19 protein-coding genes are annotated in these 17,663 nt (G+C 69.6%); 14 read left to right on the top strand and 5 right to left on the bottom strand.

Going from position 1 to position 17,663, the window contains the following annotated elements; translation table 11 throughout:
* Positions 1–12: 12 nt before the first annotated feature.
* The 12 genes from R2E43_RS11720 to R2E43_RS11665 all read left to right on the top strand — a co-directional run bounded on the left by R2E43_RS11720 (position 13) and on the right by R2E43_RS11665 (position 11,440).
* Positions 13–1,269, top strand: coding sequence for a serine hydroxymethyltransferase (locus R2E43_RS11720; RefSeq protein WP_319124680.1), 1,257 nt, complete (start codon positions 13–15; stop codon positions 1,267–1,269).
* Between the two features lie 143 nt (positions 1,270–1,412).
* Complete coding sequence (locus tag R2E43_RS11715; RefSeq protein ID WP_332056162.1) at positions 1,413–2,717, top strand: MraY family glycosyltransferase; 1,305 nt, start codon at positions 1,413–1,415, stop codon at positions 2,715–2,717.
* A 262-nt stretch (positions 2,718–2,979) separates the two neighbouring features.
* Positions 2,980–3,414: a hypothetical protein gene (locus R2E43_RS11710; protein WP_003973631.1), complete on the top strand. Its 435-nt coding sequence runs from the start codon at positions 2,980–2,982 to the stop codon at positions 3,412–3,414.
* Positions 3,415–3,639: 225 nt separating this feature from the next.
* The gene (atpB, locus tag R2E43_RS11705; protein ID WP_011030208.1) at positions 3,640–4,461 is read left to right on the top strand and encodes a F0F1 ATP synthase subunit A; all 822 of its coding nucleotides are present in this window, start codon (positions 3,640–3,642) and stop codon (positions 4,459–4,461) included.
* A gap of 75 nt (positions 4,462–4,536) precedes the next feature.
* Positions 4,537–4,767: an ATP synthase F0 subunit C gene (gene atpE, locus R2E43_RS11700; RefSeq protein WP_003973629.1), complete on the top strand. Its 231-nt coding sequence runs from the start codon at positions 4,537–4,539 to the stop codon at positions 4,765–4,767.
* Positions 4,768–4,808: 41 nt separating this feature from the next.
* A complete protein-coding gene (locus R2E43_RS11695) occupies positions 4,809–5,363 on the top strand; it encodes a F0F1 ATP synthase subunit B (RefSeq protein WP_011030209.1) in 555 nt (184 codons plus the stop codon).
* Positions 5,364–5,368: 5 nt separating this feature from the next.
* Positions 5,369–6,184, top strand: coding sequence for a F0F1 ATP synthase subunit delta (locus R2E43_RS11690; protein ID WP_016327277.1), 816 nt, complete (start codon positions 5,369–5,371; stop codon positions 6,182–6,184).
* A 193-nt stretch (positions 6,185–6,377) separates the two neighbouring features.
* Positions 6,378–7,967, top strand: coding sequence for a F0F1 ATP synthase subunit alpha (gene atpA, locus R2E43_RS11685; protein ID WP_003973626.1), 1,590 nt, complete (start codon positions 6,378–6,380; stop codon positions 7,965–7,967).
* Positions 7,968–7,988: 21 nt separating this feature from the next.
* Positions 7,989–8,906 carry a F0F1 ATP synthase subunit gamma gene (locus R2E43_RS11680; protein WP_003973625.1) on the top strand — a complete coding sequence of 306 codons (918 nt, stop codon included), beginning with the start codon at positions 7,989–7,991 and terminating at the stop codon, positions 8,904–8,906.
* Positions 8,906–10,342, top strand: a complete 1,437-nt coding sequence (gene atpD / locus R2E43_RS11675) for a F0F1 ATP synthase subunit beta (RefSeq protein WP_003973624.1) — start codon at positions 8,906–8,908, stop codon at positions 10,340–10,342. Before R2E43_RS11680 ends, atpD begins: the two co-directional genes overlap by 1 nt.
* A gap of 131 nt (positions 10,343–10,473) precedes the next feature.
* Positions 10,474–10,848, top strand: coding sequence for a F0F1 ATP synthase subunit epsilon (locus tag R2E43_RS11670; protein ID WP_003973623.1), 375 nt, complete (start codon positions 10,474–10,476; stop codon positions 10,846–10,848).
* Positions 10,849–10,990: 142 nt separating this feature from the next.
* Positions 10,991–11,440: a DUF2550 domain-containing protein gene (locus tag R2E43_RS11665; protein WP_003973622.1), complete on the top strand. Its 450-nt coding sequence runs from the start codon at positions 10,991–10,993 to the stop codon at positions 11,438–11,440.
* Between the two features lie 18 nt (positions 11,441–11,458).
* On the opposite strand, the gene R2E43_RS11660 is transcribed toward R2E43_RS11665, so the two are convergent.
* The 3 genes from R2E43_RS11660 to R2E43_RS11650 all read right to left on the bottom strand — a co-directional run bounded on the left by R2E43_RS11660 (position 11,459) and on the right by R2E43_RS11650 (position 15,270).
* A complete protein-coding gene (locus R2E43_RS11660; protein ID WP_003973621.1) occupies positions 11,459–13,288 on the bottom strand; it encodes a glycoside hydrolase family 18 chitinase in 1,830 nt (609 codons plus the stop codon).
* 147 nt (positions 13,289–13,435) lie between these two features.
* Positions 13,436–14,077, bottom strand: coding sequence for a response regulator (locus tag R2E43_RS11655; protein ID WP_003973620.1), 642 nt, complete (start codon positions 14,075–14,077; stop codon positions 13,436–13,438).
* Positions 14,074–15,270: a sensor histidine kinase gene (locus R2E43_RS11650; RefSeq protein WP_332056161.1), complete on the bottom strand. Its 1,197-nt coding sequence runs from the start codon at positions 15,268–15,270 to the stop codon at positions 14,074–14,076. Before R2E43_RS11650 ends, R2E43_RS11655 begins: the two co-directional genes overlap by 4 nt.
* Before the next feature lie 152 nt (positions 15,271–15,422).
* Here R2E43_RS11650 and R2E43_RS11645 point away from each other — a divergent pair, with 152 nt between their 5' ends.
* Both R2E43_RS11645 and R2E43_RS11640 read left to right on the top strand, forming a co-directional pair.
* The gene (locus R2E43_RS11645; RefSeq protein ID WP_319124688.1) at positions 15,423–16,007 is read left to right on the top strand and encodes a hypothetical protein; all 585 of its coding nucleotides are present in this window, start codon (positions 15,423–15,425) and stop codon (positions 16,005–16,007) included.
* On the top strand, positions 16,004–16,192 hold the full coding sequence (locus R2E43_RS11640; protein WP_136207943.1) for a DUF5708 family protein: 189 nt from the start codon (positions 16,004–16,006) through the stop codon (positions 16,190–16,192). The genes R2E43_RS11645 and R2E43_RS11640 overlap by 4 nt, the downstream gene beginning before the upstream one ends.
* Positions 16,193–16,319: 127 nt before the next feature.
* On the opposite strand, the gene R2E43_RS11635 is transcribed toward R2E43_RS11640, so the two are convergent.
* The gene (locus R2E43_RS11635) at positions 16,320–16,892 is read right to left on the bottom strand and encodes a cob(I)yrinic acid a,c-diamide adenosyltransferase (protein ID WP_136207945.1); all 573 of its coding nucleotides are present in this window, start codon (positions 16,890–16,892) and stop codon (positions 16,320–16,322) included.
* A gap of 13 nt (positions 16,893–16,905) precedes the next feature.
* Positions 16,906–17,655, bottom strand: coding sequence for an ABC transporter permease (locus tag R2E43_RS11630; protein WP_003973615.1), 750 nt, complete (start codon positions 17,653–17,655; stop codon positions 16,906–16,908).
* Positions 17,656–17,663 lie beyond the last annotated feature (8 nt).

Here is a 17,663-nt window from a genome sequence, read left to right as displayed (position 1 = left end):
CCGGAGCGCACCATGTCGGTCACCCACGAGATCATCGAGGCCGATGACAGTTCGGTCGGAGTCCTGCTGCGCCAGGATCCCGAGCTGGCCGAGATCCTGTTCGCCGAAGGCCGCCGCCAGTCGACGACCCTCCAGCTGATCGCCGCCGAGAACTTCACCTCCCCGGCCGTGCTGGCCGCCCTCGGCTCACCGCTGGCCAACAAGTACGCCGAGGGCTACCCGGGCGCCCGCCACCACGGCGGCTGCGAGATCGTCGACGTGGCCGAGCGGCTGGCCGCCCAGCGGGCCCAGGCGCTCTTCGGCGCCGAGCACGCCAACGTGCAGTCCCACTCCGGCTCCTCCGCCGTGCTGGCCGCCTACGCCGCCCTGCTGCGCCCCGGCGACACCGTCCTCGCCCTCGGCCTGCCCTACGGCGGCCACCTCACCCACGGCTCACCCGCCAACTTCTCCGGCCGCTGGTTCGACTTCGTCGGCTACGGCGTGGACGCGGAGACCGGGCTGATCGACCACGACCAGGTGCGCACCCTGGCCCGCGCCCACCGGCCCAAGGCGATCGTCTGCGGCTCCATCGCCTACCCCCGCCACCTCGACTACGCCGCCTTCCGCGACATCGCCGACGAGGTGGGCGCCTACCTCATCGCCGACGCCGCCCACCCGATCGGACTCGTCGCCGGGGGAGCGGCGCCCAGTCCGGTGCCGTACGCCGACATCGTGTGCGCCACCACGCACAAGGTGCTGCGCGGACCCCGCGGCGGCATGATCCTGTGCGGAAGCGAACTGGCGGAACGGGTCGACCGGGCCGTCTTCCCGTTCACCCAGGGCGGCGCCCAGATGCACACCATCGCCGCCAAGGCCGTCGCCTTCGGGGAGGCGGCGACCCCCGCCTTCGCCGCCTACGCCCACCAGGTGGTCGCCAACGCCCGGGTGCTCGCGGCCCACCTGGCCGCCGAGGGCCTGGTCGTCACCACCGGCGGCACCGACACCCACCTGCTCACCGCCGACCCCGCCCCGCTCGGCGTCGACGGGAAGACCGCACGGGGGCTGCTCGCGGCGGCCGGGATCGTCCTGGACTGCTGCGCACTGCCGCACGCCGACGCCCGCGGGCTGCGCCTGGGCACCGCCGCGGTCACCACACAGGGCATGGGGGAGCGGGAGATGCGGGCGGTGGCCACACTGGTCGCCGGGGTTCTGCGGGGGACGACGGACCCGGCCGCGGCACGGGCGGACGTAAGGGACCTGACCGCGGAATTCCCCCCGTACCCGGACTGAGGCCGGGTAGGAGTACAGGCGTACACAGCCGCACGTGCAACCATCGTCGATACCCGGAAGTCCTCAACCGTATGCGTCGCATTGCCATGCGCATCGCTAGGGTGTGGGGTTGAGGATGGCCAGCGAGACCTGTGGGGAAGCCCGTGCGTGAATACCTGCTGACGCTCTGCATCACGGCCGCGGTGACGTATCTGCTGACAGGGCCGGTACGGAAGTTCGCGATCGTGGCGGGGGCGATGCCGGAGATCCGGGCACGTGACGTGCACCGGGAACCCACTCCGCGGCTCGGCGGGATCGCCATGTTCTTCGGGCTGTGCGCCGGCCTGCTGGTCGCCGACCACCTCACCAACCTCAGCGAGGTCTTCGAGAAGTCCAACGAGCCGCGCGCCCTGCTCTCCGGGGCCGCCCTGATCTGGCTGATCGGTGTCCTGGACGACAAGTTCGAGATCGACGCCCTGATCAAGCTCGGCGGCCAGATGATCGCCGCCGGCGTGATGGTGGTGCAGGGTCTGACCATCCTGTGGATCCCGGTGCCGGGCGTCGGCACGGTCGCGCTGACCCAGTGGCAGGGCACCCTGCTGACGGTGGCGCTGGTCGTCATCACCATCAACGCGGTCAACTTCGTGGACGGCCTGGACGGTCTCGCGGCCGGCATGGTGTGCATCGCGGCGGCGGCGTTCTTCATGTACGCCTACCGGATCTGGTACTCGTACGGCATCGAGGCCGCGGCTCCCGCCTCGCTCTTCGCGGTCATCCTCATGGGCATGTGCCTCGGCTTCCTGCCGCACAACATGCACCCCGCCCGGATCTTCATGGGCGACTCCGGCTCCATGCTGATCGGGCTTGTGCTGGCGGCCGGCGCGATCTCCGTGACCGGACAGGTCGACCCCGACCTGATGAACCTGTTCTCCGGGTCGGAGCGCAACTCGGTGCACCAGATGGTGCCGGTCTACATCCCGCTGGTGATGCCGCTGACCATCATCGCCATCCCGGCCGCCGACCTGATCCTGGCCATCGTGCGCCGCACCTGGCGCGGCCAGTCGCCGTTCGCCGCGGACCGGGGGCACCTGCACCACCGCCTGCTGGAGATCGGCCACTCGCACAGCCGCGCGGTGCTGATCATGTACTTCTTCTCGGCACTCATCGCGTTCGGCGCGCTCGCCTACTCCGTGAACGCGGCGTCGATGTGGATCGTGCTGAGCGTCGTCTTCCTCAGCGCGATCGGTCTGGTGCTGCTCCTGCTGCCGCGGTTCACCCCGCGCGCCCCGCGCTGGGCCGAGAGTCTGGTGCCGCCGCGCTACCGGCGCCGCAAGGCCGCTGTCGCCGAGGACGGCGGGGCCGGGGACGCGGTGGTCGAGGCCGAGGGCGAGGAGCGCGTTCCGGTCACGGTGGGTGTCTCGGGCGTCAACGGGGCGACCGCCGTCGGGCACCGTACGGGGACCCGGTAGGAGCGGGAAATCGCCGCAATACCAGACAAGTTGCCGCTGTGACTGCACAAACGCGCAGGGTCACTCTCACGTGTGACAGCAAGCACACCCAGAGGTAAAGACCTCATCAAATAGTTTGTGATACGGTTCACGAGTATCCCCCGGGTAGAGCCCAAGGACCGTAGTGCGACGGTCTCTTGTAAGTGAGGACCTCGTCCGGCTCGGGGCTACGCTCGTCCATGACGACACCTGCCCCCTGTGTGTTGAAAGCGGAGTTGCCGCCATGCCGTCCAATGACGTCCGGATCCTGCTTCAGGCTGCCGTGCCCGCGGCTGCCGTCGGCGCTGTAGCCGCCGTCGTCAGCGCCGTGGTCGCCGGCGGCAAGGGGGCGGTCGGAGCCGTCGTCGCGACCGTGCTCGCGATGCTCTTCATGGGAATCGGCCTCTACGTCCTGCAGCGCACCGCCAAGTCGCTTCCGCACCTTTTCCAGGCGATGGGCCTGATGCTCTACGCGGCACAGATCCTGCTGCTGTTCGTCTTCCTCGCCGCGTTCAAGAACACGACGCTGTTCAACCCCCGTTCCTTCGCGGTCAGTCTGCTCGTCGTCACGCTCGCGTGGATCGCCGCGCAGACGCGGGCGCACATGAAGGCCAAGGTTCTCTACGTCGAGCCCGAACCGACGGGCGAAAAGCCCGAAAAGACGGGCCACTCGTCGTGAGGGGTAGGGCCGGGATAAAGAGGCATGTGAAGTCCTGCTATCGTCCGGTGCCAACTGCGGCATCGCGGGCGCGGGCATCTCGGCTGACGCCTGCTGAATCGCGAGGCGAGATGCCCCACAGCCGCCCCCACACCCGTAACACCAGTCCCGTGCCGAACAGCGGCCCCGCGCCGCGCCGACACAACGAGGTTGCCGTATCCATGCGCCACGCTGAAGGAGCCCGCGGTGAGTGCTGACCCGACGCAGGTGCTCGCCTTCGAGACCGACTGCCACATCTTCGACGGTTGTGGCTTCCCTTCTCCCGGCCTGCACTCGTTCCTGTTCGAGCCCCTGTGGGGCGACCACGACAGCAACTTGTACTTCAACAAGCCGATGCTGCTGGCGCTGCTGGGGTCGATCGTCATCGTCGGGTTCTTCTGGGCGGCCTTCCGCAAGCCGAAGGTCGTCCCCGGCAAGCTCCAGATGGTCGCCGAGGCGGGTTACGACTTCATCCGGCGCGGAGTCGTCTACGAGACCATCGGCAAGAAGGAAGGCGAGAAGTACGTTCCGCTCGTCGTCTCGCTCTTCTTCTTCGTCTGGATGATGAACCTCTGGTCGATCATTCCGGTCGCCCAGTTCCCGGTCACCTCGATCATCGCCTACCCGGCAGTGCTCGCCGCGATCGTCTACGTCACCTGGATCACGCTGACCTTCAAGCGTCAGGGATTCGTCGGGTTCTTCAAGAACGTCACCGGCTACGACAAGTCGCTCGGCCCGGTGCTGCCGCTGGCCATGCTGATCGAGTTCTTCTCGAACATCCTGATCCGGCCCTTCACCCACGCCGTGCGACTCTTCGCGAACATGTTCGCGGGTCACACCCTGCTGCTTCTGTTCACGATCGCCAGCTGGTACCTGCTGAACGGCGTCGGCATCGCCTACGCGGGCGTCTCGTTCATCATGACCGTGGTGATGACCGCCTTCGAGCTGTTCATCCAGGCTCTGCAGGCGTACGTGTTCGTCCTGCTGACGTGCACCTACATCCAGGGCGCCATGGCCGAGCACCACTGAGCAAGCGCGCCTAGACCTCTCACAGTCGTCCGGTGGCCAACCCCCACCGGTCCGTAAAGAAAAGGAAGAACTGGCATGTCCCAGACCCTTGCTGCCGTCGAAGGTTCCCTCGGTTCCATCGGTTACGGCCTCGCTGCCATCGGCCCCGGCGTCGGCGTCGGCATCATCTTCGGCAACGGCACCCAGGCCATGGCCCGTCAGCCCGAGGCGGCCGGCCTGATCCGCGCCAACCAGATCCTGGGCTTCGCCTTCTGTGAGGCGCTCGCCCTGATCGGTCTGGTCATGCCGTTCGTCTACGGCTACTGATCGCTGATCCCAGACCAGCCGACTAGACGAAAGGCAAACCCATGAGCCCGATGCTCCAGATCGCGGCCGAGGAGATGGAAAATCCCCTCATCCCGCCGATCCCCGAGCTCGTCATCGGCCTGATCGCCTTCGTCATCGTCTTCGGCTTCCTCGCCAAGAAGCTCCTCCCGAACATCAACAAGGTTCTGGAAGAGCGTCGCGAGGCCATCGAGGGCGGTATCGAGAAGGCCGAGGCCGCGCAGACCGAGGCCCAGAGCGTCCTCGAGCAGTACAAGGCGCAGCTCGCCGAGGCCCGGCACGAGGCCGCGCGACTGCGCCAGGAGGCGCAGGAGCAGGGCGCCACGCTCATCGCGGAGATGCGCGCGGAAGGCCAGCGGCAGCGTGAGGAGATCATCGCCGCCGGTCACGCCCAGATCCAGGCCGACCGCAAGGCCGCCGCGTCCGCGCTGCGCCAGGACGTCGGCAAGCTGGCCACCGAGCTGGCCGGCAAGCTGGTCGGCGAGTCCCTGGAGGACCACGCCCGCCAGAGCCGTGTGATCGACCGCTTCCTGGACGAGCTGGACGACAAGGCGACGACGGCAGAGGCAACCCGATGAGTGGGATGCACGGAGCGAGCCGCGAGGCCCTGGCCGCCGCACGCGAGCGCCTCGACGCGCTGACGGACTCCACGTCCGTGGACGCCGGCTCGCTCGCCGACGAGCTGGCCGCCGTCACCGCGCTGCTCCACCGCGAGGTGTCGCTGCGTCGGGTCCTCACCGACCCGGCGCAGTCGGGCGAGGCCAAGGCCGAGCTCGCCCAGCGTCTCCTCGGCACCCAGGTCAGCGGCACCGCCGTCGACCTGGTGGCCGGCACCGTGCGCTCCCGCTGGTCGCAGTCCCGCGACCTGGTGGACGCGCTGGAGCAGCTGGCGAACATCGCCGACCTCACCGCCGCCCAGAAGCGGGGCCGGCTCGACAACGTCGAGGACGAGCTGTTCCGGTTCGGCCGGATCATCTCCTCCAACACCGAGCTGCGCGCCGCGCTCACCAGCCGGTCGGCCACCACCGCGGCCAAGAGCGAGCTGCTGGCCGGCCTGCTCGGCAGCCGGGCGGAGCGGACCACCGAGCGTCTGGTGACGCGCCTTGTCACCGCGCCGCGGGGACGTAGCCTGGAGTCGGGACTCGAGTCCCTGTCCAAGCTCGCCGCCGACCGGCGGGACCGGATGGTCGCCGTGGTCACCTCGGCGGTGCCGCTGAGCGACACGCAGAAGCAGCGCCTCGGCGCGGCCCTCGCGAAGGTCTACGGCCGTCCGATGCACCTGAACCTCGACGTGGACCCCGAGGTCCTCGGCGGGATCCGGGTGCAGGTCGGTGACGAGGTCATCAACGGCTCCATCGCGGACCGTCTGGAGGACGCCGGCCGCCGGCTGGCGAGCTGACGCCCCCGCGACGGCGATCGCGACAACAGCACAGCACTTAGCAGCACCGCAGTAACCGAGCAGTAGCAGTACGTACTTACGACGGCCCTGGTTGGGCCGTGCAGAGGATTCACCTCTCATTGGGGGGAGTCCCGACTCGTGGAATACCCCCCAAGTGAAACTTCGGGCCCAACAAGGAGAGCAGGGAACTCAGATGGCGGAGCTCACGATCCGGCCGGAGGAGATCCGGGACGCACTGGAGAACTTCGTCCAGTCGTACAAGCCGGACGCGGCCTCGCGCGAGGAGGTCGGTACGGTCACCCTTGCCGGCGACGGCATCGCGAAGGTCGAGGGCCTGCCCTCGGCCATGGCCAACGAACTGCTGAAGTTCGAGGACGGCACCCTCGGCCTCGCCCTCAACCTCGAGGAGCGCGAGATCGGTTGCGTCGTCCTCGGTGAGTTCAGCGGCATCGAGGAGGGGCAGCCGGTCTCGCGTACCGGTGAGGTCCTCTCCGTGGCCGTCGGCGAGGGCTACCTCGGCCGCGTCGTCGACCCCCTCGGCAACCCGATCGACGGCCTCGGCGAGATCGAGACCTCCGGTCGCCGCGCCCTCGAACTGCAGGCCCCCACGGTCATGCAGCGCAAGTCGGTGCACGAGCCGATGGAGACGGGCTACAAGGCCGTCGACGCCATGACGCCGATCGGCCGCGGTCAGCGTCAGCTGATCATCGGCGACCGTCAGACCGGCAAGACCGCCCTGGCCGTCGACACGATCATCAACCAGCGCGACAACTGGCGCACCGGCGACCCGAACAAGCAGGTCCGCTGCATCTACGTCGCCATCGGCCAGAAGGGCTCCACCATCGCGTCCGTGCGCGGCGCGCTGGAGGAGAACGGCGCGCTGGAGTACACGACCATCGTGGCCGCCCCGGCGTCCGACCCGGCCGGCTTCAAGTACCTGGCGCCGTACACCGGCTCGGCCATCGGCCAGCAGTGGATGTACGAGGGCAAGCACGTCCTGATCATCTTCGACGACCTGTCGAAGCAGGCCGACGCCTACCGCGCCGTGTCGCTGCTGCTGCGCCGCCCGCCGGGCCGCGAGGCCTACCCGGGTGACGTCTTCTACCTGCACTCCCGTCTGCTGGAGCGCTGCGCGAAGCTCTCCGACGCCGAGGGCGCCGGCTCGATGACCGGTCTGCCGATCGTCGAGACCAAGGCCAACGACGTGTCGGCGTTCATCCCGACCAACGTCATCTCCATCACCGACGGCCAGTGCTTCCTGGAGTCCGACCTGTTCAACGCCGGTCAGCGTCCGGCCCTGAACGTCGGTATCTCGGTCTCCCGCGTCGGTGGCTCCGCCCAGCACAAGGCCATGAAGCAGGTCTCCGGCCGCCTCCGCGTCGACCTCGCCCAGTTCCGCGAGCTGGAGGCGTTCGCCGCCTTCGGTTCCGACCTGGACGCCGCGTCGAAGTCGCAGCTGGAGCGCGGTCAGCGCATGGTCGAGCTGCTGAAGCAGAACCAGTACCAGCCGATGTCCACCGAGGACCAGGTCGTCTCCGTCTGGGCCGGCACCACCGGCAAGATGGACGAGGTGCCCGTCGCCGACATCCGCCGCTTCGAGAAGGAGCTGCTGGAGTACCTGCACCGCCAGGAGCAGGGCCTCATGACCTCCATCCGCGAGGGCGGCAAGATGTCCGACGACACCCTGCAGGCCGTCGCCGAGGCCATCGCGGCGTTCAAGAAGCAGTTCGAGACGAGCGACGGCAAGCTGCTCGGCGAGGACGCCCCGTCCGCCGCCAAGTGACGTAAGGAAGGGACCTGACTCATGGGAGCCCAGCTCCGGGTCTACAAGCGTCGCATCCGATCCGTCACCGCGACCAAGAAGATCACCAAGGCGATGGAGATGATCGCCGCCTCGCGCGTCGTCAAGGCGCAGCGCAAGGTGGCGGCCTCCACGCCGTACGCGCGGGAGCTCACCCGCGCGGTCACGGCGGTCGGTACCGGGTCGAACACGAAGCACCCGCTCACCACGGAGGCGGACAGCCCGAGCCGTGCCGCGGTCCTGCTCCTCACGAGCGACCGCGGTCTGGCCGGCGCCTTCAACTCCAACTCCATCAAGGCGGCGGAGCAGCTGACCGAGCGCCTCGAGCGTGAAGGCCGCCAGGTCGACACGTACATCGTCGGCCGCCGCGGTCTGGCCCACTACAACTTCCGCGAGCGCAAGGTCGTGGAGTCGTTCGCGGGCTTCACCGACGAGCCGACGTACGCGGACGCCAAGAAGGTCGCGGCGCCGCTGATCGAGGCCATCGAGAAGGACACGGCGGAGGGCGGCGTGGACGAGCTCCACATCGTCTACACCGAGTTCGTCTCGATGATGACGCAGACGGCGGTCGACTCCCGGCTGCTGCCGCTGAGCCTCGACGAGGTGGCCGAGGAGTCGGGCGCGAAGGACGAGATCCTTCCGCTGTACGACTTCGAGCCGTCGGCGGAGGACGTCCTCGACGCCCTGCTGCCGCGCTACGTCGAAAGCCGCATCTACAACGCGCTGCTCCAGTCGGCTGCCTCCAAGCACGCCGCCACCCGGCGCGCGATGAAGTCGGCCACCGACAACGCGGGCGAGCTGATCAACACGCTCTCCCGTCTTGCCAACGCGGCCCGCCAGGCCGAAATCACCCAGGAAATCAGCGAGATCGTCGGTGGCGCCAGTGCCCTGGCCGACGCGAACGCGGGGAGTGACAACTAATGACCACCACTGTTGAGACCGCGACGGCCACGGGCCGCGTCGCCCGGGTCATCGGCCCGGTCGTCGACGTGGAGTTCCCCGTCGACGCGATGCCGGAGATCTACAACGCGCTGCACGTAGAGGTCGCCGACCCGGCCAAGGAGGGCGAGCTCAAGACGCTGACCCTCGAGGTCGCCCAGCACCTCGGTGACGGCCTGGTCCGCACCATCTCCATGCAGCCCACCGACGGCCTGATCCGTCAGGCCCCGGTGACCGACACGGGCGCGGCCATCTCCGTCCCCGTCGGCGACTTCACCAAGGGCAAGGTGTTCAACACCCTCGGTGAGGTGCTGAACGTCGACGAGCAGTACACCGGTGAGCGCTGGCCGATCCACCGCAAGGCCCCGAACTTCGACGAGCTCGAGTCGAAGACCGAGATGTTCGAGACCGGCGTCAAGGTCATCGACCTGCTGACCCCGTACGTCAAGGGCGGCAAGATCGGTCTGTTCGGCGGTGCCGGCGTCGGCAAGACGGTGCTCATCCAGGAGATGATCTACCGCGTCGCCAACAACCACGACGGTGTGTCCGTGTTCGCCGGTGTCGGCGAGCGCACCCGTGAGGGCAACGACCTCATCGACGAGATGAGCGAGTCCGGCGTCATCGACAAGACCGCGCTGGTCTTCGGTCAGATGGACGAGCCGCCGGGCACCCGTCTGCGCGTCGCGCTGGCCGGCCTCACCATGGCCGAGTACTTCCGCGACGTCCAGAAGCAGGACGTGCTGTTCTTCATCGACAACATCTTCCGCTTCACCCAGGCGGGCTCCGAGGTGTCGACCCTGCTCGGCCGCATGCCCTCCGCGGTGGGCTACCAGCCGAACCTGGCCGACGAGATGGGTCTCCTCCAGGAGCGCATCACCTCGACCCGTGGTCACTCGATCACCTCGATGCAGGCGATCTACGTCCCCGCGGACGACCTGACCGACCCGGCCCCGGCCACCACCTTCGCCCACCTCGACGCGACGACGGTGCTCTCCCGTCCGATCTCCGAGAAGGGCATCTACCCGGCCGTGGACCCGCTGGACTCGACGTCCCGCATCCTCGACCCGCGGTACATCGCGGCGGAGCACTACAACGCCGCGATGCGCGTGAAGAACATCCTGCAGAAGTACAAGGACCTGCAGGACATCATCGCGATCCTCGGTATCGACGAGCTGGGCGAAGAGGACAAGCTCGTCGTCCACCGCGCCCGTCGCGTGGAGCGCTTCCTGTCCCAGAACACCCACGTCGCCAAGCAGTTCACCGGCGTCGACGGGTCGGACGTCCCGCTGGACGAGTCGATCGCGGCCTTCAACGCGATCTGCGACGGCGAGTACGACCACTTCCCGGAGCAGGCGTTCTTCATGTGCGGTGGCATCGAGGACCTGAAGAACAACGCCAAGGAGCTGGGCGTCTCCTGAGCCTCGGCTCACGGTGAGCCGCACGGTTCACCACCCGGAGGGGGCGGGCGCGTCCCGTCCCCTCCGGCACGCCCCTTAGACTTGTAACCAACACCCGGCTCTCCCGCCGGGTGGTGACCCGAGGAGCCACCTTGGCTGCTGAGCTGCACGTCGCGCTGGTCGCGGCCGACCGAGAGGTCTGGTCCGGCGAGGCCACCCTGGTCGTCGCGCGCACCACGTCCGGCGACATCGGCGTCATGCCCGGTCACCAGCCGCTGCTCGGTGTGCTGGAGTCGGGCCCGGTGACCATTCGTACGAGTGACGGCGGGACGGTCGTCGCCGCGGTGCACGGCGGTTTCATCTCGTTCGCCGACAACAAGCTGTCGCTGCTGGCCGAGGTCGCCGAGCTGTCGGACGAGATCGACGTCCACCGCGCCGAGCGCAAGCTCGAACAGGCGAAGACGGAGGGCGACGCCCACGCCGAGCGCCGCGCGGACGTCCGACTGCGCGCGGCGGCGGGACGCTGATCCACAGCACAGTGCGATAGCGTCGTGCCATGACGTCACTCAGCCGCGGCTGGGACCGGAGCCATCCGGACCCGGCCGCGGCTGAGGCAGATCCGGGTGTTTTTTCCGTTCCGTTACCTAGGAGACGAGGAGGTCGGTGTCGATGGCCCTCGCTCTGACTGTGTGCGGAATCGTCGTGGCCGTGGTGGTGATCGGCCTCTTCGTCTTCGGTCTGCGCCGCCGGCTGATCCAGCGCTCGGGCGGCACCTTCGACTGCTCCCTGCGCTGGGACGCCCCCAAGGAGGGCGACACCACCGACGGCAAGGGCTGGGCGTACGGGGTGGCCCGCTACAACGGCGACCGGGTCGAGTGGTACCGCGTCTTCTCGTACTCCCCGCGTCCGCGCCGCGTCCTGGAGCGCTCCGCGATCGAGGTGGCCGGCCGACGGCTGCCGGACGGCGAGGAGGAGCTGGCGTTGCTGTCCGACGCCGTGATCCTGGCCTGTCTCCACCGGGGCACCCGGCTGGAACTGGCGATGAGCGAAGACGCGCTGACCGGATTCCTCGCGTGGCTCGAGGCAGCCCCGCCCGGTCAGCGCGTCAATGTCGCCTAGTTGTCCTGACAGCTGGTGTTACTTGAGGCCGCTGTCGATGGCGCTCACCAGTTCGCCGTTCGCGGTGTCGCCGCTGAACTCCCAGAAGAAGGCGCCGCCGAGGCCCTGCTGCTCCGCCCAGTCCATCTTGGACTTGATGGTGGCCGGGGTGTCGTAGGACCACCAGTTGGAGCCGCAGTGGGCGTACGCGGTGCCGGCGATGGTGCCCGTGGCCGGGCAGCTGTTCTTGAGGACCTTGTAGTCCTCGATGCCCGCCTCGTAGGTGCCGGTCGCCGGGCCGGTGGCGGTGCCGCCGGGCGCGGACTGGGTGACGCCGGTCCAGCCGCGGCCGTAGAAGCCGATGCCGATCAGCAGCTTGTCGGCCGGGACGCCCTTGGACTTGAACTTCGCCATCGCGTCGGCGGTGTTGAAGCCCTGCTGCGGGATGCCGTCGTACGCGGTCAGCGGCGAGTGCGGGGCGGTCGGGCCGTTCTTCGCCCAGGCGCCGAAGAAGTCGTACGTCATCACGTTGTACCAGTCGATGTACTTCGAGGCCTCGCCGTAGTCGGCGGCGTCGATCTTGCCGCCGTCCGAGCCGTCGGCGGTGACGGCCGCGGTGATCAGGTAGTCCTGGCCGAACTCGGCGCGCATGGCCTTCATCATGCTGCTGAAGGCGTTCGGGGCGCTGGTCTCGTCACAGCTGAGACCGCAGGCGTTCGGGTACTCCCAGTCCAGGTCGATGCCGTCGAAGACGTCGGCCCAGCGCGGGTCCTCGACCAGGTCGTGGCAGGACTTCGCGAACGCGGCCGGGTTCTTCACGGCGTCGGGGAAGCCGCCGGACCAGGTCCAGCCGCCGAAGGAGTAGAGGATCTTGATGTTCGGGTACTTGGCCTTCAGCTTGCGCAGCTGGTTGAAGTTGCCGCGCAGCGGCTGGTCCCAGGTGTCGGCGACGCCGTCGACGGACTGGTCGGCGGTGTAGGCCTTGTCGTAGTCGGCGTAGGAGTCGCCGATGGTGCACTTGCCGCCCTGGACGTTGCCGAAGGCGTAGTTGATGTGCGTGATCTTGTCGGCGGAGCCGGAGGTGACCAGGTTCTTCACGTGGTAGTTGCGCCCGTAGACGCCCCAGTTGGTGAAGTAGCCCATCTTGACCTCGGCACCGGTGCCGGGGTTGCCGCCGTCCCCGCCGCCGGTGGTGGTGACCTTCACCGCGCCGCTGGCCGGGCCGGTCTGGTCGGCGGTGTCACGGGCCTTGACGCTGTACGAGTAGGCGGTGCCCTTGGTGAGGCCGTTGTCCGTGTAGGTGGTGCCCGTGACGGTGGCGACCTTCGCGCCGTCCCGCAGGACGTCGTAGTTCTTGACGCCCTTGTCGTCGGTCGCCGCCGACCAGGACAGCTTCACCGAGGTGTCGGTGATGTTGGAGGCGGTGGGCGTGCCGGGCGCGGAGGGGGCCGCGTCGCCGGGGACCGAGGTGCCGTCGCAGCTGCCGCCGTTGAGCTTGCAGTTGGACGGGGAGCCGGGCCCGCTGCCGTTGAAGCCGAAGGAGACCGAGGCGCCGGGGGCGAGCGTCCCGTTCCAGCCGACGTTCTTGGCGGTCCAGTGGTCGCCGGAGTTGGTGACGGTGGCGTCCCAGGCGGAGGTGACCTTGGTGCCGGTGGGGAAGTCCCACTCGACGGTCCAGGAGCTGAGGGAGGTGGTGCCGGTGTTCTTCACCGTCCAGCTGCCGCCGAAGCCCGTGCCCCAGTCCGAGGTCTTGGCGAAGGTGGCCGTCGCGCTCGTGGCCGCCTGGGCCGGGCTCGCGAGGCCGACCAGACCGGCGAGGGGAAGCGCCAGGGTCGCTGCGAGTGCCGCGGCTTTGTGTCTGAAGCGCATGTGCGCCTCCTTATATGGGGATGTTGTCGAGGGCATGACTGAGCCTCATGCCCGCAGTGCGGCGAGAATAGAAAGGTCTGGACCATAGGTCAATAGGTCTGGACCAATGTGGCGCCCGGGGGTTGAACCGGTGGTTGAGAGGGGAAACTAGATCCCCAACTCCTGCGCCAGCACCGCCGCTTGCACCCGGCTGCGCAGCCCCAGCTTGCCCAGCAGCCGGCTGACGTGCGTCTTCACCGTGGCCTCCGCCATGTCAAGACGTTCGGCGACCGCCGCGTTGGACAGCCCCTCGCCGAGACAGGACAGCACCTCGCGCTCACGCCGGGTCAGCTCCCGCAGCACCGCCGGGTCCGCGGTCGGCTCGCGCACCGGCTTCGCGGCGAACTCGGCGATCAGCCGCCGGGTGACGGCCGGGGCCACGATGCCCTCGCCGCCAGCCACCGTGCGCACGGCCGCGAGCAGGTCCCTGGCGTCGGTGTTCTTCAGCAGGAACCCGGCGGCCCCCGCCCGCAGCGCCCCGAAGACGTACTCGTCCAGATCGAAGGTGGTCAGCACCAGGACGTCGGCGAGCTGCTCCCCGACCACGATCCGGGTCGCCGAGACGCCGTCCATGCGCGGCATCTGCACGTCCATCAGCACCAGGTCGGGACGCAGCTCCCGGGCCAGCGCCACCGCCTGCTCGCCGTCCGCGGCCTCCCCGACCACCTCGATGTCCGGGGCGCTGCCCAGGATCAGCACCAGCCCCGCGCGGACGGCGGACTGGTCCTCGGCGACGAGGACGCGGATCATGCGAGGTCTCCTTCGGTCAGGGGCAGCGTGGCGCGCACGGCCCAGATCTTGCCGCCCGCCGGGCCGGGGTCCGCCACCGCCCCGGCCTCGAACGTGCCGTGCAGCAGGGCGGCCCGCTCCCGCATGCCGACCAGACCGGCGCCGGAACCGGGCGCGCGCGGGGTGTCCCGGTCGCCGTACGGGCTGGTCACCTCGACCCGCAGGGCGCCCTCGTGCCGGTCCAGCCGGACCAGGACGGTGCCCTCGGAGGCGTGCTTGAGGGCGTTGGTGAGCGACTCCTGCACGATCCGGTACGCGGCCAGCTCGACCGGCACGGGCAGGTTCTCGCCGGGTGCCGTGTCCAGGGTGACGTCGAGGCCGTTGGCGCGGGCGCCCTCGACCAGCGCGCCGAGCCCGTCGAGGGTGGGGGCGGCGGCCGGCCCGGTGTCCCCGCCCTGGTCCCGCAGGATGCCGATGAGGCGTCGCATCTCGGCCAGTCCCGCCACGCTGTTCTCGCGGATCACACCGAGCGCCCGCCGGGTGGTCGCCGCGTCGTCCAGGGAGAGCGCGGCCGTGGAGTGGATGGCGATCGCGGACAGGTGGTTGGCGACCATGTCGTGCAGCTCGCGGGCCATCCGGGAGCGCTCCGCGGTCACCGCCTGGGCCCGGTCCATCTCGGCGAGCAGCGCGGTCTGCTCGGCCCGCAGCAGGGCGGCGTCGGCGGCCTCGCGGTGGTTGCGGACGATGAGCCCCGTGGAGGCGGGCGCGAAGGACACGACGCCGACGGCGACACCGACGAGCAGTGTCTCGGGCACCCGCCACACGGCGAACGGCACCAGCGTCGAGGCGACGGTGAGCAGCCCGGTGATCCACGGAATGCGGCGGGCCGAGGCGGGCGGACCGTACAGCACCGCCGCGTATATCAGGTCGGTGTACATGATCACCGTGACCAGGCTGCCCTGGGTGAGCGTGTCCGCGACCAGCGCGACGGTGCCGATCAGCAGACCGGTGCGCGGCGCGGCCCGGCGCAGCAGCTCGCAGCCCGCCATGACGGCCAGCGGGGCCAGCAGCGGCCAGCGGCCGTCGAACAGCACGACCGGCTCGTCGGCCGGCCGCACGCCGAGGCCGATGCCCCACAGCAGCAGCCCGCCCAGCAGCCCGGCCGACGCGGCGTACACGTCGAAGCGGCGCGGGCGGGGGAGTCGTACGGCCATGCCACCATCCAACACGCCCCGCGCCCCGCCCGCCTGATGCCCGGGAAGGGTCCCGCACTGCATCTTTCGATGTACCGGAGGTTCGTCACCGGCGACGACGAACCCGGCGGATTCCGACGGGAGCCTGGAAGGGTGAACGAAGGGAGTGCGTCGTGGTCGTCGCGTTGATCATCGCCTGTGAGGTCGGCTTCTGGGTCCTGCTGGCCCTCGGGCTGGGCGCCCGCTACCTGCTGAAGTGGCGGCGCACCGGCGTGGTCCTGCTGCTGTGCGAGCCGGTGCTGGAACTGGTGCTGTTCGCGGTGACGGCATGGGACCTGAAGAACGGCGCCGAGCCCGGCTGGGAGCACGGCCTGGCCGCGCTGTACATCGGCTACACCGTCGCCTACGGCCACTACACGATCCGCTGGCTCGACGGCCACGCCGCCCACCGCCTGGGCGGGGCCCCGCCGCCGGTCAAGCCCCCTCGCTACGGCAGGGCCCGGGCGGCCCACGAGGGCCGGCTGTGGCTGCGCACCCTGCTGGGCGCGGCCGTGGCCTGCGCGCTGCTCCAGGGCGCGGTCTGGTACGTCGGTGACGACGGCGACGTCTCGTCGCTGCGGGCCTTCCAGTGGGCGGCGATACGGGTCCTCGGCATCCACGGCGCGGTGGCCCTCGGGTACCTGATCTGGCCGAAGAAGGCCCCGGCGGGGAGGCCTGAGGCCGCTGCCGAGCGGCGGAAGCAGGAGGCACACCGGTGACCCGGGCGTCGAAGCACCTGCTGGAGGGCGCCGTCACCCTGCTCGCCGGGCTGGCCCTGTGGCTGTTCACCGGTGACGTGGAGGTCCCGGTGGTCACCCTGACGAAGGTGGGCGTCGTACTGATGTGCGTCGGCGGCGCGCAGACCGCCTGGGGCCTGTACGGTGCGGCGCGCCGGCACGTCTGACACACGGAGTCGGTCCGGGGGGCCCGCCGGGAAGCGCCCCGAAGGGGCGCGGGGAACGGCGCGACCGGCCACGACGGAGCCGCAGCCGAAGGACGGCACCGGCCCCCCGGCACACCCCGCGGAGCGTCTAGCGCTCCCCGCCCGGCACCCACAGCACGTCGCCGACCTCCTTGTTGGCCACCCGGGCCAGGATGAAGAGCAGGTCGGAGAGGCGGTTGAGGTAGGTCGCCGTCAGCGGGTTCATCGTCTCGCCGTGGGCCTCCAGCGCCGCCCAGGTGGAGCGCTCGGCCCGGCGGACCACCGTGCACGCCTGGTGCAGCAGGGCCGCCCCGGCGGTGCCGCCGGGGAGGATGAAGGAGCGGAGCTTCTCCACCTCCGCGAGGTACCGGTCGCAGTCCGCCTCCAGCTTGTCGACGTAGAACTGCTCGACCCGCAGGGGCGGGTACTCCGGGTTCTCCACCACCGGTGTCGACAGGTCCGCGCCCACGTCGAACAGGTCGTTCTGGACGCGGACGAGGACCTTGACGACGTCCTCGGACAGGCCGCCGAGGGCGATGGCGGTACCGATCACCGCGTTCGCCTCGTTGGCGTCGGCGTACGCGGAGATCCTCAGGTCGGTCTTGGGGACCCGGCTCATGTCGCCGAGGGCGGTGGTGCCCTTGTCGCCGGTCCGGGTGTAGATGCGCGTCAGGTTGACCATGGGGCCAGCGTAGTTACGCGCCCGCCGTTCGGAAGACGCGTGTGCCCACCGTCACGGCCAGCGCGGTGAAGGCCAGGGCGACGAGGACGCCGTACAGCATGTGCGCCGTCGCGTAGGAGCCGACGTAGGCGTCCCGCACCGCGTCCACCAGATAGCGGAAGGGCATCAGGTGCGACAGCACGTCCAGCCACGCCGGGCCCAGGGTCATCGGGAGCATCAGGCCGGACAGCAGCATCGACGGCATCGTCAGCGCGTTGATCGTGGGCCCGAACTCCTGCGGGGTGCGGACCTTCATCGCCAGTGCGTACGACAGCGAGGCCAGCGAGACCGTGAGCAGCGCGACGAAGGCGAAGCCGATCAGCACGCCGGGCAGCGGCGCGCGCAGGCCCATCACCAGGGCCGCAAGCACCAGCAGCACCGCCTGGAAGGCGAAGACGGTCGCGTCCCGCAGGACCCGGCCCAGGAGCAGCGCCAGGCGGCTGACGGGCGTGACGCGCATTCGCTCGACCACTCCCTGGCCGTTCTCGATGATGATCGAGAACCCGGCGAAGGAGGCGCCGAACAGGCCGAGTTGCAGCAACAGGCCGGGGACCAGCACCTGCCAGGAGCTGCCCCGCCCGCCGAGCGGCAGGTCGGTCAGCAGCGGGCCGAAGAAGAGCAGGTACAGCAGCGGCATCAGCACGCCGAACAGCAGCGCGAAGCGGGAGCGCAGGGACTGGCGGAGATAGCGGCCGTAGACGAGGCCGGTGTCGTGGAGCAGCATCGGGTCGG

The sequence above is a fragment of the Streptomyces violaceoruber genome (assembly GCF_033406955.1).
GTDB lineage: Bacteria > Actinomycetota > Actinomycetes > Streptomycetales > Streptomycetaceae > Streptomyces > Streptomyces violaceoruber.
Note: the sequence above shows the minus strand (reverse complement) of the source record. Positions and strands in the feature narration are given on the sequence as shown.